Source organism: Porcincola sp. LCP21S3_C12, assembly GCF_052118625.1.
Taxonomy (GTDB): Bacteria; Bacillota; Clostridia; order Lachnospirales; family Lachnospiraceae; genus Porcincola.
In genome coordinates this window covers 21,948-36,471 of the sequence record NZ_JBQKGW010000015.1, presented here as the reverse complement: position 1 = coordinate 36,471, position 14,524 = coordinate 21,948, and the positions used below count along the sequence as shown (strand labels likewise).

Sequence of the window (14,524 nt, the reverse complement as noted above, 5' to 3'; positions counted from 1 at the left end):
TCTTGTCCGCTATCTTACGGAATATGAAAATACTAACACTCACACTCCGGAGCGTCAAGCTACAAATTGTACGAAATATGTCAATTTATCGAAAATAATTTTACTTTCAGTCAAGGATTCCGGACTTTTTGACTGCATTCACCGCTTCATGAATTTTTTCGGGCGGAAGCACAAGCGCAAAGCGCACATATCCCTCTCCCAGCGGTCCGAAGCTGGAGCCAGGCGTGCAGATGACACCGCTTTTCTCGATCAGATCCAGGCAGAACGCCATTGAATTCCTGTTTTTATACTGCTTCGGGATCGGCGCCCAGACGAACATGCTCCCATGGCTGTCAACCATATCCCAGCCAATGGAGCGGAACCCGCCGCAGAGCGCATCCCTTCTCTCCTGATACTTCCGGCACTGCTCCTTCACGGAATCCAGCGGTCCGGTCAGCGCCGCAATCGCCGCTTCCTGAACCGGCAGGAACATACCAAAGTCAATCTGCGTGTGCAGCTTCTTGTAAGCCTGCACGACATCGCTGCGTCCCACAAGAAAACTGATTCTCGCGCCCGTCAGATTAAAGCTCTTCGACAGAGAAAAGAACTCGACCCCGACATCCATCGCACCTGGATAGCTGAGGAAGCTTTTCCCCTCCACCCCGTCGAAAATGATATCGCTGTACGCGTTGTCATGGACAATCAGGATATCGTACTTTTTCGCGAAGGCAATGATTTCCTCATAGACCTCTGGTGTTCCGACCGAGCCCATCGGATTGGACGGAAGCGACACGACCATGTATTTTGCCCGACGCGCGACATCCTCCGGAATATCACTCACACGCGGCAGAAACCCATTCTCAGCGGTCATCGGATAATACCAGGGTTCCGCCCCTGCCATCTTCACGCTGGTGATGAAAACCGGATAGCAAGGCGTCGGAAGAAGAACCGTATCGCCCTCGTTCGCCAGCACCATCCCGATATGGCCCATCCCCTCCTGCGTCCCGTTGCAGCTCTGGATCTGGTCCGGCCTGAGCGTCACGCCGAAGCGCTTCTGATAATAAGAGATGACTGCCTCGACAAGCCGGTCTGAATCGCGCAGCGCGTACTTCCAGCTGTCCTGCTTCTTTGCTGCCTCAATCAGCGCTCTTTTGATGTGTTCCGGCGTCTCAAAGTCCGGTGTCCCGACACTCATGTTGTAGATCGTCTTTCCCTGCTTTTCCAACGCGATCTTCTTCTCATTGAGTGCCGCGAAGATCTCATCTCCGAACCGCTGCACCGTTCTGCTGAATTCCATATTCATCCTCCTCAAGCCCTGTGTATACCTGTTTCTTCGTGTTCAGTGCACCTCGTGCGGGTTCTCAACCCCTCTCGCCCAGCAGCTGACACTCTCAAAGATTCCATTTACCATGGACTCCACCGCGTCATCGGTGTAGAACGCAGTATGCGGGGAGAGGATCACGTTCGGAAATGAACGAAGGATGCTCATCTCATCGTTGCGGATAACATCGCCTTCCCGGTTGTAATAGTACAGCCCGGCCTCATGCTCCAGGACATCAAGGCCTGCTCCTCCGACCTTCCCGCTCTCCAACGCACTGATCAGTGCCGCGGTATCAATCAGCGTGCCGCGCGCCGCATTAACGATCAGGACACCGTCCTTGCATTTACCGAAGGCTTCCCGGTTCAGGATATGATAGTTGGCTTCGCTGGCCGGCGCATGAAGCGTGATGATATCGGACTGAGCCAGCAGCTCGTCAGCCGAAACATAGGACGCATACTTCCTGACCTCCTCGTTCGGATAAGGATCATATGCCAGAATCCGGCAGCCGAAGCCTGATAACGAGCGAATCACGGTACGTCCGATCCGACCGGTTCCGATCACACCGACCGTACAGTTCGAGATGTCTCTCCCCATCTTCCCCTTCAGATGGTAATCCTGAATCTCAGCCCGTTTCATGATCGGCATCATCTTCCGCAGGAGCATCAGCATCATCATGATGGCATAGTTCGCGACTCCTCCAGGAGCATAGCTCACGTTGGAAACCTTCATGCCGAGCTTCCGGGCTTCATTCATGTCGATGTGATCATATCCAATGCTGCGGCAGGGCAGGTATTTCACCCCAAGATCATGGAATGCGTCGATATACTTTGCGCTCATATCGCAGGGTGTCGAACTGACTGCGTCACATCCCTCAGCGAGCTTAATATTGTCCGGATTCGGGTAATCCGCCGTCCAGGCAAAATCAATCCCGTACTGTTTGCTGAACTTCTCCGCATATGAAAGTTCATCAAACGGCCTCAGTGAATAAAACATAATCTTCATCGTTCAGTCACTCCTTTCTGTCAACCCTGCCCTCCGGCAGCATCCGCATCAGCGCCGTTCCTATTTCAGGCCCGTCTGTTCCCGTCAGGATCCCGCGCCTGCCGCACCTGATTGTCTGCCGTACCGCATCGGCTCTGCGACCTTCCTGTTAAAATAAGCGATCAGCGGCCCCATGAAGAATGCCGTGATGATCGTCCCGACACCGACCGTCCCGCCGAGCGACCACATGAGAATCTGCAGGGCAGATCCGCCCTTCGGAAAGCTCGACAGCCTTGTCAGATCCAGAACCACCCAGCCGGTCACCACACAGACAAGATCGGTTGCAATCCGGATAAACCGGAACTGAAAACGAGTCCGCTCCGCGATTGTAAGTGCGATGGCATCATAGGTTGAAACCCCGAGGTCTGCCGTAAAGTAGATGGCGGAGGACAGGCACATCACCACAATTCCCAGAACCAGGAACAGAAAGCGGACACCAAATGACTCCGTATGGACGAAATGACGAATCACCCACTCCGAGAATTCTGCCATATAGCCGACTCCAAACAGATTGATGACCGTCCCAAGCCCGATCTTACGCCGGTTCACGAAAAAAATGAGTACGAGGAGCACGATGTTCACCAGCGCATAGAAGGTTCCAAATCCCATATGCACCAGATGCCAGGTCCCATGTGCGAAGACCTGAAACGGGTCAAGACCCAGATCCGAAAAACTGAACATCCCGACACTCAGTCCACAGATGCAGACCCCTGCGATCGTCATCAGGATTCTTCTCTTCATTTCACTGCTCATCAAATGCTCCCCCGCAGGCTCCCGCACCTGCGATCACCTGTCACATCGTTCACCCTTGTCAAACATACCGTTTTGCATCATAGCAGTGTTTCTGCCATTCTTCAAGTCGCCTTTATCTCGTACTCCGCACCCGATGATGCCCGGTCGCCAGAAGCCATGATATACAAGCAAGCATGCATCATGCTTCTGGCCCACCTTCAACAAGAATGCCCCTCCGGATGACCCATGCCAACCGGAAGGGCATATTCTCAGCGTGACTCATGCAGTGTCCGCATGGAATTCAGAATGCAGAGAATCGCGACGCCAACATCCCCGAAGACAGCCGCCCACATGGAAGCCAGCCCAAAGACGGAGAGCGCCAGAATCAGCAGCTTGACTGCTATCGCAAACACAACGTTAGATTTCACAATCCGCATCGTCTTTCTGGCAATCCGGATCACCTTCGCAATCTTCCGGATATCGTCATCCATAAGGACAATATCCGCAGCCTCAATCGCCGCGTCACTGCCAAGAGCTCCCATGGCGAACCCGACATCCGCCCGCATCAGAACCGGTGCGTCGTTGATCCCGTCACCGACAAACCCGAGCTTTCCGCCGGCTTTTCCGGCTTCTGCAATCAGCTTTTCAACCTCCGAAACCTTGTCTGCCGGAAGAAGGTCGCTGTGAACATCGTCGATTCCAAGCGTCTCTGCGACCTGAACAGCCGCACCTTTCCTGTCTCCGGTCAGCATCACCGTCTTGGATACACCGGCTTCCTTGATCTCCCGGATGGCTTCCTTCGCGCCTTCCTTCACCGTGTCGCTGATCACGATATATCCCAGGTAATGACCGTCCAGTGCTGTATAGATGATGGTCCCCGGCTCTTCTGCCGGCTTTGCGTCGATATGATTCGATGTCATGAGCGACAGGTTTCCAATCAGAAGCTTCTTGCCATCCAGAAGCGCTTCGATTCCATGTCCTGCAGCCTCCTTTGCATCTGTCACTCTTGCGGTGTCAAGACTTGTATTCTCACCCAAAGCCTCCCGGATCGACCGTGCAATCGGGTGATTGGAATAGCTCTCTCCCAATGCCGCAGTCTCAAGAAGCCTGCGCTGCGCCTCCTCAGGAGTGCCAAGCAGATTCTGAGTGTCGGATTCCCCGGCAGACGGAACAACCTTCTGCACCCGGAACTCTCCCTTTGTCAGCGTCCCCGTCTTGTCAAAGACAAGCGTTGACAGACCGGATGCAGCCTCCAGGTAATTGCTTCCCTTAACCAGCACACCGATCTTCGAAGAGGCGCCGATCCCGCCGAAAAAGCCGAGGGGCACCGAAATGACAAGTGCGCAGGGGCATGAGACAATCAGGAAATTGCAGGCCCTTCTGATTGAGTCCGCATATGTCAGACCTCCGATGTGAAAAAGCGGAGGAAGCACAGCCAGCAGGACTGCACCGATCGTGACAACCGGCGTATAGACGCGTGCAAACCTTGTGATAAAGTTTTCCAGGCGTGCCTTTCTGGAACTCGCATTCTCCACCAGATCCAGAATCCGCGCAACCGTGGAGTCCTCATACTCCTTTTCCACACGCACCCGGAGCGTCCCCTCTCCGTTCACGCAGCCGGAAATGACCGGATCCCCCGCCTTTACGCGGCGCGGCACCGACTCACCTGTCAGCGCAGCTGTATTCAGGTAGGATTCTCCTTCAATGACAGTTCCATCCAGCGGCACCTTCTCACCCGCCTTAATCAGCAGGATATCCCCGATATGAGCTTCCTCCGGATCCACGACCTCAACCCTGCCGTTCCGCTCGACATTCGCACTCTCAGGGGCGATGCTCATCATGTCGGCAATTGATTTTCTGGACTTCCCAACCGCAACATCCTGGAACAATTCCCCGATCTGATAGAACAGCATGACTGCAAGGGCCTCTGAATAAGCCTCATCCCCCATCAGACCAAGTCCGAAGGCTGCAAAGGTTGCGATCATCATCAGAAAATGCTCGTCAAACACCTGTCCCCGGATGATATTCCTCAGTGCCTTCAGCAATACGTCATAGCCGATCAGCAGATAAGGCAGAAAGTATAGCAGAAATCTTCCATACGTCCCGGCTCCTCTCAGAAGTCCTGCGTGGTCTGTTGCCAGCAAAGCAGCGAACCAGATCAGCGTCACAATAATCCGGATAAGTGTCCGATGCTCCTTCTTCGTCATGTCCGTCCCCTTTTCTCAGCCGATATGGATCACAGTGTCCGGCTCGATGTGCTTTGCCTTTTTCACAACTGCCTGAAGGACCTCGTCAAACCGGTCATCCGGAGCCGTTAATGTCAGTTTCTGCGTCAGAAAATTGACACTGCACGCTTCAACGCCATCCACCTTCCGGATCGCATCCTCAAGCTTTGCCGCACAGTTTGCACAGTCTACTTCGCACCCGAACTTTTTCTTCATCACTTGTATCCCCCTTTATCTGCCATGTCATGTCATCCGAGGCGTCCTGCGGTCTCCTCGTCAGTCTTCCTCAATATGCTCTCTTCCCTTGTCGATGATCGTCCTGACATGCTCATCTGTCAGGAAATAAATAACCTGCTTTCCTTCCCGTCTGCTGCTAACAAGCCTGGCCTGCCGCAGAATCCGCAGCTGGTGTGAAACCGCCGACTGTGTCATTCCAAGCGCCTGCGCGAGGTCACATACGCAGATATCCGCCTCAAACAGGGCAAACAGGATTCTCATCCTAGTCGAGTCCCCGAACACCTTGAACAGTTCCGCCAGGTCGTAAAGCTCATCCTCCTCCGGCATCTTCGCCGTAATCTCTGAAACCTTTTCCTGGTGAACCTCCCGGACCTCACACAGATCCACATCGCACTCCGCCATCTTCATCTCCTCCCTTCCCTCTCTATTTTTCTACAGACAGCACCACCGGCGTTCCTTTCTGAACGGCATGCCTGCTCTGCTTCTCTGCTCTCCTGTATTGCTCTCCTGTGTATCAGAATGTTTTCACAAACATATGAGCATCTGTTCATATGTTTACTATACGACTACATTCCCGCTGTGTCAATTCTTATTTCTTTCAGGTACTCTCTGACAAAAAAATCCTGCGGGATGAACAATTCCCGCAGGATTCTATAACGCCGGTCAGCCTGAAGTCTCCAGGCTGAGATGCCTGTTTCTTTATTGCTCCGGATAGTTTACTTCTCGAACTCGATCGGTGTTGCACCGCTCTTCGCATCTTCAGAGATCAGCTTGATGGTCGCAACCTCAAAGCCAAGTGTCTTGTACTCAGCCTTATACCCGCTCTTCGTGGTGAATGTCAGCGTGTAGGAAGTCTTGTCCGTAATGCTGCTGTCCTTGTCGATGGAGACCTTCACAGTCTTGCCGTCTTCCAGTCCGTCCTTCAGATCCTCTACAACCTTCTTGGATGTATTGTCGACCAGCTTGATCTCTGTGACCTTCTCACCGGTCGCATTGTTGAAGGTATACTCTGCCTTGTCCGGAAGTTCCTTCTTCTCTTCCTCTGCCTCCGTTGCAGCCTCAGTCTCTGCCTCGGTCTCAGCTTCCGGAACAAACTCGATCGGCGTTGCGCCGCTCTTTGCATCTTCTGCGATCAAGTTGATTCCTGCAACCTCGAAGCCAAGGGTCTTGTACTCTGCCTTGTACCCGCTCTTTGTGGTGAAGGTCAGCGTATAGGAAGTCTTGTCCGTGATGCTGCTGTCCTTTTTGATGGAAACCTTAACGGACTTGCCGTCTTCCAGTCCGTCCTTCAGGTCCTCTACAACCTTCTTGGACGTATTGTCCACCAGCTTAATCTCCGTAACCTGCTCGCCAGTCTTATTGTTGAACGTGTACTCTGCCTTGTCCGGAAGTTTCTTCTTCTCTTTCTCTGCCTCCGTTGCAGCTTCCGTCTCCACAGCTCCCGCTGCCTTCTCAGTTGCCTTCTCGGTCGCCTTCTCAGTTGCCTTCTCGGTCGCCTTCTCAGTTGCCTTTGCTTCAGTTGCCTTCTCGGTTGTCTTTGCCTCAGCTGCCTTCTCAGCCTCGGTAGACGCCTCGGTGGACGCCTCGGTGGAAACGCCCTCAGCCGGAGCCTCAAACTTGAACGGAGTTGCGCCGCTCTTTGCGTCCTCTGCGATCAGGGTCATCGGAGCAACCTCGAATCCGAGGGTCTTGTACTCTGCCGTATATCCGCCCTCCGTCGTGAAGGAGAAGGTAAAGGATGTCTTGTCTGTGACAGTCGAATCCTTCTTGATCTTGAGGACAGTGGATGCGCCGTCAGCCAGTCCGCTCTTCTCGTCAAGCGCAACCTTTCCGGTGTCGTTGCGTGTGAACTTGATCTCCGTAACCTTCTCACCGGTCTGGTTATAGATCGTGTACTGAGCCTCCTCCGGAAGCTTCTTCTCAGCCTCCGTCTCAGCAGCCTCAGTTGTCTTTGCCTCGGTTGTCTTCGCCTCGGTCGTCTTTGCCTCGGTTACCTTCGTCTCAGTTTCCTTCGCCTCGGTCGTCTTTGCCTCGGTTGCCTTCGTCTCAGTTTCCTTCGCCTCGGTCGTCTTTGCCTCGGTTGCTTTCGCCTCAGTCGTCTTTGCCTCGGTTGTCTTTGCCTCGGTTGCTTTCGCCTCGGTCGTCTTTGCCTCGGATGTCTTTGTCTCAGCTGCTGGCTTCGCCTCAGTCGTCTTCGCCTGGGTTTCCTTCGCAGCCTGCGTTGTTGCCTGTGCAGTCGTCTGTGTTGTCGACTCTGTCTTGGAACCGCTGCTGCACGCAGTCAGCGCTCCGGCTACCATGACAGCAAGAACAGCTGCTACAATACGATTCTTCATAATGCACAAACCTCCTGTTTTCTTCTGGTACAGTTCCTATTAGAACCTGCATCTATCCTGTATATTATTCCATACATTTCGCCGAAAATCAATTGCAGTTTATCAGCCGCCAAGAACCTCAATCCCGTGAAATGCAATGGCCATCAGTCCTGCTGCTACAAGGAGAATCGGAACCCCTCTGAAGGACTTCGGTACATCACTGTATTTCAGCTCATCGTCGATTGCCGACAGCATTGCAATGACAATCAGATATCCCACAGCTGCCATGAATCCGTAAAACGTTCCATTCAGAACACTGTAGTCATTCTGTACGATGACCAGTACCGTACCAAGCACAGCCGTATTGACCGCCAGAACAGGAAACGGCTTTCCCGCTTCCAGCGCATCAGTCCGCTTTCGAAGAAGCAGCGCAAGCAGTCCGGATGCCGCAAGGATGACCACTACGAATACAAGAGTCTTTACCTGCTCAGCATTTGCCGGAACCAGGATATAACGGTATATCACCCCGCAGATGAGGCTGGAAAGCGTCATCACAATAACCATCGCCAGCGCACCGACGCACGTCTGCTTTTTGTTCTTCCCGATCTCCGGAAATGGAGACAGTCCAAGGAAATAGCTCAGCGCAATGTTGCTGATGAGGGCGGCTTCAACCGCGAACACGACATAATTCATCATTCACCCTCCCTGTCTGTCTCTGACGCCTTCCTGCGGGCTTTGATATTCATCGCAGCTGCAAGAAACGCAACTGTGAAAAATGCTCCTGGTGCCATGGAGAATGCAGCAACCGGCTGGAATCCTTCCGGCATCACCTGCAGGCCGAACCAGGTTCCTGCTCCAAGGAGCTCTCTCACAGAACTGACCGCAGCAAGTGCCAGTATGAAGCCGATGCCCATGCCAACCGAGTCCCCCAGGGCTTCTGCCAGTGATCCGTTCTTCGACACTGCACAGACACGGCTGAGAATCACCGAACTGACCGCCATCAGCGGCAGATAGATGCCAAGTTCTTCGCGAAGTTCCGGAAAGTTCTGCGCCATCACATAGTCAGCAGCCGACGTCAGAACGGCTGTCAGAAGAACAGAAACCACCATGAAGCCTTTCTCCGGAACCGCATGACTCAGAAGTGTCATCACCAGCTCCACTGCAATCAGAACAATCGCAGTTGCGATTCCCATCGCCAGAGCAGGCTTTACAGCGGCTGTCGTCCCAAGTGCCGGGCACAGGCCCAGCATCAGGACGAGAACCGGATTCTCCTCAAAAATTCCCTTCCAAAAACGATTGCTCATGACGATGCCTCCTTCTTTCTGATTCCGAAAGCAACAGGACGCGTCAGCCGGTCGATCAGCGGTGTCAGGCAGTTTGCGAGGATAATCGCGTTGGAGACGCCTTCCTTATACATGCCAAACATTCTGTAGAGCCAGGTCATGACACCGATGATCAGCGCAAACAAGATTCTTCCGCTCTTTGTATACGGAGAAGAGACATAGTCGGTCGCCATAAAGAAGGCACCCATCATCAGTCCGCCTGCAAACAGCTCCTGAAGCATGTACTGAAGCGGTGCATCATATCCCCTTGCCGCTGCAGTGATCAGGACTAGCACGCCAAAGCTTCCAATATAGAAGACCGGGATTCTCCAGTCGATCACGCCAAGCAGCATCAGGAAGATGCCCCCGATCAGCAGAAGCAGTGCGGAGGTTTCTCCGATGGATCCAGGTGTGTTTCCGAAGAAGAGCGCTTTCAGGTCAAAGCTCTGGCCCTTCTTCAGATACTTCAGCGGAGTCGCTGTCGACACAGCATCCAGCTTACCGGAATCCTGAGCCTCCGCTTCCGGAGCCGCTTTCTCCGTCCCGGCCGTTGCGCCGGAGGCCGCATCTGCTGTCTCGGCTGTCGCCGCTGAGTCGGCATCAGTCTTCGCTGCCGCGGCTGCCTTGCCCTTTTCTTCCGTCTCGGCTGTCGCCGCTGAGTCGGCGTCGGTCTTCGCTGCCGCGGCTGCCTTGCTGTTTTCTTCCGTCTCGGCTGTCGCCGCTGAGTCGGCGTCGGTCTTCGCTGCCGCGGCTGCCTTGCTGTTTTCTTCCGTCTCGGCTGTCGCTGCTGAGTCGGCGTCGGTCTTCGCTGCCGCGGCTGCCTTGCCCTTTTCTTCCGTCTCGGCTGTTGCTGCTGAGTCCGCGTCGGTCTTCGCTGCCGCTGCTGCCTTGCTGTTTTCTTCCGTCTCGGCTGTTGCTGCTGAGTCCGCGTCGATCTTCGCTGCCGCGGCTGCCTTGCCCTTTTCTTCCGTCTCGGCTGTCGCCGCTGAGTCGGCATCGGTCTTCGCTGCCGCCTCCGTCCAGGCTGTCGCCGCCGAATCCGCATCTGAACCAGCGGTCTCATCGGCCTTGCCATCCGCCTCTGCAGCTGTCTCCGCCGTCACAGTCGGCTCTGTCACCTGACTCAGCACACCGGTCCCGGTCGTGAAAGCAGTCATCTGCGCAGAGAACGCCAGCACCAGAAAGCAGCGGGCTGCCAGAGCCGGGTTCATAAAGTTACGGCCAAGGCCGCCGAACAGCTGCTTCACCACAATGATTGCAAACACAGAGCCAATCACCGGTATCCACCATGCGATCATCGGCGGCATATTCATGCCGATCAAAAGCCCTGTCACTGCGGCAGATCCGTCTGTCACAGTGATTTTCTTTCTCATTACAAGCTCATAGACAAGCTCTGCTGCAACAGCTGATCCGGTCGAAAGGACCAGGATCAGCAGGGCATGCATTCCAAAATTCAGTACTCCGTACACGCAGGCCGGAAGAAGCGCAGCAATCACCATAAGCATGATCAGCGACGTTTTCCCCTTTGCCCTGACGTGCGGCGAAGGTGACACAAGCAATTTTTCACCCATTTCCGAACTTCCTCACTTCCTGTTCTTCTTTCTCTCCGCCAGCACCTTGCCTCTCATGGCATTGATGTTGACAGCCAGAGGGCGCTTTGCCGGGCAGTTGTAGCTGCAGCAGCCGCATGCCACGCACTCCATCCCATACTCGTCCTGGAACCGCTGCATGTCCCCATGCAGGGCGATATCCAGAAGCCTGCACGGCACCAGACGCTGCGGACAGACCTCGATGCACTTTCCGCAGCGGATACAAGGTCCGCTCTCCAGATTTTTCACCGGATCGTGGATAAAGCAGGTCAGGGCACCCGATGTTTTGGTGACAGGGACATCCAGATCTGCCAGCGCGAATCCCATCATAGGGCCGCCGGATATGACCTTTTCCGGATGTTCCCGAAATCCGCCGTCTGCCTCAATGATCCGTGTGTATGGCGTTCCGACCGGAACCCGGAAGTTCTTCGGGTCCTTCGGCGCATCTCCGGAGATCGTGAAAACACGCTCCATGAGCGGTTTGCCTTCGATGACAGCCTCATAGACGGCGATAACCGTCTGCACATTGTCAACCACACAGCCAGCGTCCGCCGGCAGCATGGAAGAGTTCACTTCCCGCCCTGTGACTGCCTTGATCAGAGAGCGCTCAGCCCCTTCCGGATACTTGGTCTTTGTAACAGCAACTCTCATCCGGCTCTTTCCGGATATAGCGTTCCGCATAACCTCCGCCGCATCCAGTTTGTTATCCTCGATGCAGATCACACCCTCGCAGGAGGGCCCGAACAGCTTCAGAATCACTTCAAGACCGGCTGCAACCTTCTCCGGCTCCTCCATCAGGCACCGGTAATCGGATGTCAGATACGGCTCGCATTCCGACGCGTTGACCAGGATATGGTCAATCGCAGACGGGTCCTTCGGCGCCAGCTTGACAGCGGTCGGGAACCCTGCACCGCCCATTCCGACAACGCCAGCTTTCCGGATTCTCTCCAGAATCTCTTCTCTGCCAAGGTCCTCCAGCTTCGCTCCCTCAAATGAGACAGACTCATACTTCTGATCATTTTCGATGACAATGGCTGTTGCAGGCGCCCCGGTTGCGGTCTTTCTGGTAGCGATTTCCTTAACCGTTCCGGATACTGACGCATAGACCGGCGCAGAAACGAAGCCCCCTGCCTCCCCGATCATCTGCCCCCTCAGAACCCGGTCGCCGACTGCAACCACTGGTTTTGCCGGTGCACCGATATGCTGTGACATCAGATAGACCAGCTCCGGTCCGGGATCCAGTTTTCCGATGGGCTTCTGAGATGAGAGTTCCTTACCCTCATAAGGGTGAACGCCCCCTCTGAACGTCAACACACCCATGAATACCTCCTCTAATCATGTCGATCTTCTTGACTTGCACAATTGAAGTATTATACAAATAATAATTAGCATTTTCAATTGTTATACCAGAATCTTTTTATGGCAGACACCCGGTGTTCACATCGTCATGTTAAGTTGACCAGGTGTCTGCGGTCCGATGACAGGAGGAACCGATGCCTTTCAAATATTTAAAGAAAACCATCACACCAGCCGCACTCAGTGCCATGATGGCTTCCGGTATGCTTATCTCTGCTGCCCTTGCGCCGGCCGCATATGCCGGTCAGAATGAAGAGCCGCAGACCCGCCAGCTTTTCGCAATGACAACTGTCATGAACCTGAAGGCCTACGGCGAGGATGCCGGGGCGGCGCTCGATGAAGCAGAGGAGAAAATCCGCTCACTCGACAGCCTGCTTTCAACCGGCACAAAAGGCAGCGAGGTGTGGCAGATCAACCACGATGGCGGCGGAACACTTTCGGATGACACTGCCGCGCTGACAGACATGTCCCTTCAGTTATATCAGGAAACAAACGGTGCCTTCGACTTCACCATCTACCCCATCATGAAGCTCTGGGGATTTACGGAATTCTTCGGCGAATCCGAAGATGAGACGGAAAGCGGCACAGAGGGTGCTCCAGGGCGCGAGGCTTCTGCGCAGACCGAAGCTGAGTCACAGGCTGAAGCCGCTGCGCAGGCCCCCGGTGCCGGGCAGACCGAGGCTTCCGCGCAGACTGAGGCTGAGTCACAGACCGAGGCGGGCGCGGATGTCCTCTCCTCAAGTGAGCATCTGATCAGCCATGTGCCGACAAAAGCAGAGATAGAGGCGCTTCTTCCGCTTGTCGACTCCTCCAAGGTCACATACGACCCGGAGACAAAGAAGCTTTCTCTCCCCTCCGGCGTCCAGATTGACTTCGGCGGAGTCGCCAAGGGCTACACCTCGCAGAAGGTCATGGATATCTATCAGAAGCACCATCTGACGGGCGGGCTTGCCGACCTGGGCGGCAACATTCAGGTGACAGGCAGCAAGCCTGATGGGAGCCCCTGGCGCGTCGGCATCGAAGATCCGGCGGACACCAGCGCGCTTCTCGGCATTCTCACGCTTTCAGAAGACAGTACCGTCATCACCTCAGGCGGCTATGAACGCTACCTTGTCGACCAGGACGGCAAACGGTATCCGCATATCATCGATCCCTCGACCGGTTACCCGGTCGAGAATGACCTTTCCTCTGTCTCCATCATCTGCAAGGACGGAGCCCTGGCGGACGGTCTCTCCACCTCTCTCTGCGTGATGGGAAAAGAGAAAGCCATTTCCTTCTGGAAGGCTCATAACGACCAGTTTGACATGGTTCTCTTTGATACCGACCAGACCATCACCATCAGCGATGGGCTGAAAGACTCCTTTATATCCGATCGGTATCATATTGAAACCATCTCGGCCAGCTGAACAGACAGGTCTCACCATTTCGAATGTTTTGGGAACAAGTATGATGCAGAGCACGAAAGAGGATAAAACTGAATATAACCGATCCGACCGGCAGATCCGGCGCAATGACCTGCTCCTGATCGGCGGTCTTGCACTGTTGTCTGTCATTCTGCTGATCATTCCGATTGTCACAGCTGTGAAGCCAAAGTCACCTGCTCTTCTGATCCAGGTGGATGGCAAAGAGTATGGCACCTATCCTCTGACGACAGACCGGGAAATCGAGATTAATGACTCGAACGTATGCAGAATTCAGGATGGAAAAGTGAAGATGGTATCGGCTGACTGCCCGGACCAGATCTGTATCCAGGAAAGTGCCATCGACGAGAACGGAGGCACGATTGTCTGCCTGCCCAATAAGGTTGTACTTTCGATTGTCGATGCAAAGGAATCAGAAGGAGGGGATCTCGATGGGGTCGCACGGTGATACAATTGCCCGCAAAGTCGCCGCTTCCGGACTGCTGCTGGCGCTCGCGGTGCTTTTCGGCTATGTAGAGGCTGTCATCCCGGTCCCCATGCCTGTTCCAGGCATGAAGCTTGGGCTTGCGAACATCGTGATTGTGACCATCCTGTACCTGGCCGGATGGAAGGAAGCCATCGTGATCTCCGCTCTGCGCGTGCTGATCATCGGCTTTCTGTTTGGGAATTTGTTCAGTATCTCATATGGTCTTGCCGGAACTGCGCTCAGCATTCTCGGCATGGCACTGGTCAGGAAAACAGGAAAGTTCAGTGTCGTATCTGTCAGCGCGCTCGGCGGCGTCCTGCACAACTGCGGACAGATTCTTGTCGCCACGCTGGTTGTAATCGGCTTCCCCTGGAAATGGTACCTTCCCGTCCTGATGCTCGCCGGGCTTGGCGCCGGCATCGTAACCGGCTTTCTGAACAGGCTGATCATACCGCGCGTCAGGAGGCTGTGGGGGTGAACCCGCTTCGGTACTTTCTGTCGAAGATTTCACCGCCCCTGA

14 protein-coding genes are annotated in these 14,524 nt (G+C 54.5%); 3 read left to right on the top strand and 11 right to left on the bottom strand.

Going from position 1 to position 14,524, the window contains the following annotated elements; genetic code table 11:
• Window positions 1–106: 106 nt before the first annotated feature.
• The 11 genes from ACTQ1N_RS09005 to rsxC form a co-directional block, all read right to left on the bottom strand.
• Window positions 107–1,276 (bottom strand): pyridoxal phosphate-dependent aminotransferase, encoded by a 1,170-nt coding sequence (locus ACTQ1N_RS09005; protein WP_441956432.1) that lies wholly within the window; start codon window positions 1,274–1,276, stop codon window positions 107–109.
• Between the two features lie 42 nt (window positions 1,277–1,318).
• Window positions 1,319–2,302, bottom strand: a complete 984-nt coding sequence (locus tag ACTQ1N_RS09000; protein WP_441956431.1) for a D-isomer specific 2-hydroxyacid dehydrogenase family protein — start codon at window positions 2,300–2,302, stop codon at window positions 1,319–1,321.
• Between the two features lie 84 nt (window positions 2,303–2,386).
• The gene (locus ACTQ1N_RS08995; RefSeq protein ID WP_441956430.1) at window positions 2,387–3,094 is read right to left on the bottom strand and encodes a YczE/YyaS/YitT family protein; all 708 of its coding nucleotides are present in this window, start codon (window positions 3,092–3,094) and stop codon (window positions 2,387–2,389) included.
• 248 nt (window positions 3,095–3,342) lie between these two features.
• Window positions 3,343–5,280, bottom strand: a complete 1,938-nt coding sequence (locus ACTQ1N_RS08990) for a heavy metal translocating P-type ATPase (RefSeq protein WP_441956429.1) — start codon at window positions 5,278–5,280, stop codon at window positions 3,343–3,345.
• A gap of 15 nt (window positions 5,281–5,295) precedes the next feature.
• Window positions 5,296–5,514, bottom strand: coding sequence for a cation transporter (locus ACTQ1N_RS08985; RefSeq protein WP_441956428.1), 219 nt, complete (start codon window positions 5,512–5,514; stop codon window positions 5,296–5,298).
• A gap of 60 nt (window positions 5,515–5,574) precedes the next feature.
• A complete protein-coding gene (locus ACTQ1N_RS08980; RefSeq protein WP_154526048.1) occupies window positions 5,575–5,937 on the bottom strand; it encodes an ArsR/SmtB family transcription factor in 363 nt (120 codons plus the stop codon).
• Between the two features lie 314 nt (window positions 5,938–6,251).
• Window positions 6,252–7,871 (bottom strand): hypothetical protein, encoded by a 1,620-nt coding sequence (locus ACTQ1N_RS08975; protein ID WP_441956427.1) that lies wholly within the window; start codon window positions 7,869–7,871, stop codon window positions 6,252–6,254.
• A 102-nt stretch (window positions 7,872–7,973) separates the two neighbouring features.
• Window positions 7,974–8,546, bottom strand: a complete 573-nt coding sequence (locus ACTQ1N_RS08970; RefSeq protein ID WP_441956426.1) for an electron transport complex protein RnfA — start codon at window positions 8,544–8,546, stop codon at window positions 7,974–7,976.
• Entirely contained in the window at window positions 8,543–9,154 is a 612-nt protein-coding gene (locus ACTQ1N_RS08965; protein WP_441956425.1) for an Rnf-Nqr domain containing protein, read from the bottom strand. Before ACTQ1N_RS08965 ends, ACTQ1N_RS08970 begins: the two co-directional genes overlap by 4 nt.
• Window positions 9,151–10,743: an RnfABCDGE type electron transport complex subunit D gene (locus tag ACTQ1N_RS08960; protein ID WP_441956424.1), complete on the bottom strand. Its 1,593-nt coding sequence runs from the start codon at window positions 10,741–10,743 to the stop codon at window positions 9,151–9,153. The genes ACTQ1N_RS08965 and ACTQ1N_RS08960 overlap by 4 nt, the downstream gene beginning before the upstream one ends.
• A gap of 12 nt (window positions 10,744–10,755) precedes the next feature.
• On the bottom strand, window positions 10,756–12,081 hold the full coding sequence (gene rsxC / locus ACTQ1N_RS08955) for an electron transport complex subunit RsxC (RefSeq protein WP_441956423.1): 1,326 nt from the start codon (window positions 12,079–12,081) through the stop codon (window positions 10,756–10,758).
• 173 nt (window positions 12,082–12,254) lie between these two features.
• On the opposite strand from rsxC, the gene ACTQ1N_RS08950 reads away from it, so the two are divergent.
• The 3 genes from ACTQ1N_RS08950 to ACTQ1N_RS08940 are packed head-to-tail and all read left to right on the top strand — an operon-like array spanning window position 12,255 to window position 14,482.
• A complete protein-coding gene (locus ACTQ1N_RS08950; protein WP_441956422.1) occupies window positions 12,255–13,523 on the top strand; it encodes an FAD:protein FMN transferase in 1,269 nt (422 codons plus the stop codon).
• 40 nt (window positions 13,524–13,563) lie between these two features.
• Window positions 13,564–13,986: a NusG domain II-containing protein gene (locus ACTQ1N_RS08945; protein WP_441956421.1), complete on the top strand. Its 423-nt coding sequence runs from the start codon at window positions 13,564–13,566 to the stop codon at window positions 13,984–13,986.
• The gene (locus tag ACTQ1N_RS08940) at window positions 13,970–14,482 is read left to right on the top strand and encodes a Gx transporter family protein (RefSeq protein WP_441956420.1); all 513 of its coding nucleotides are present in this window, start codon (window positions 13,970–13,972) and stop codon (window positions 14,480–14,482) included. The genes ACTQ1N_RS08945 and ACTQ1N_RS08940 overlap by 17 nt, the downstream gene beginning before the upstream one ends.
• The last annotated feature ends 42 nt before the right edge of the window (window positions 14,483–14,524 follow it).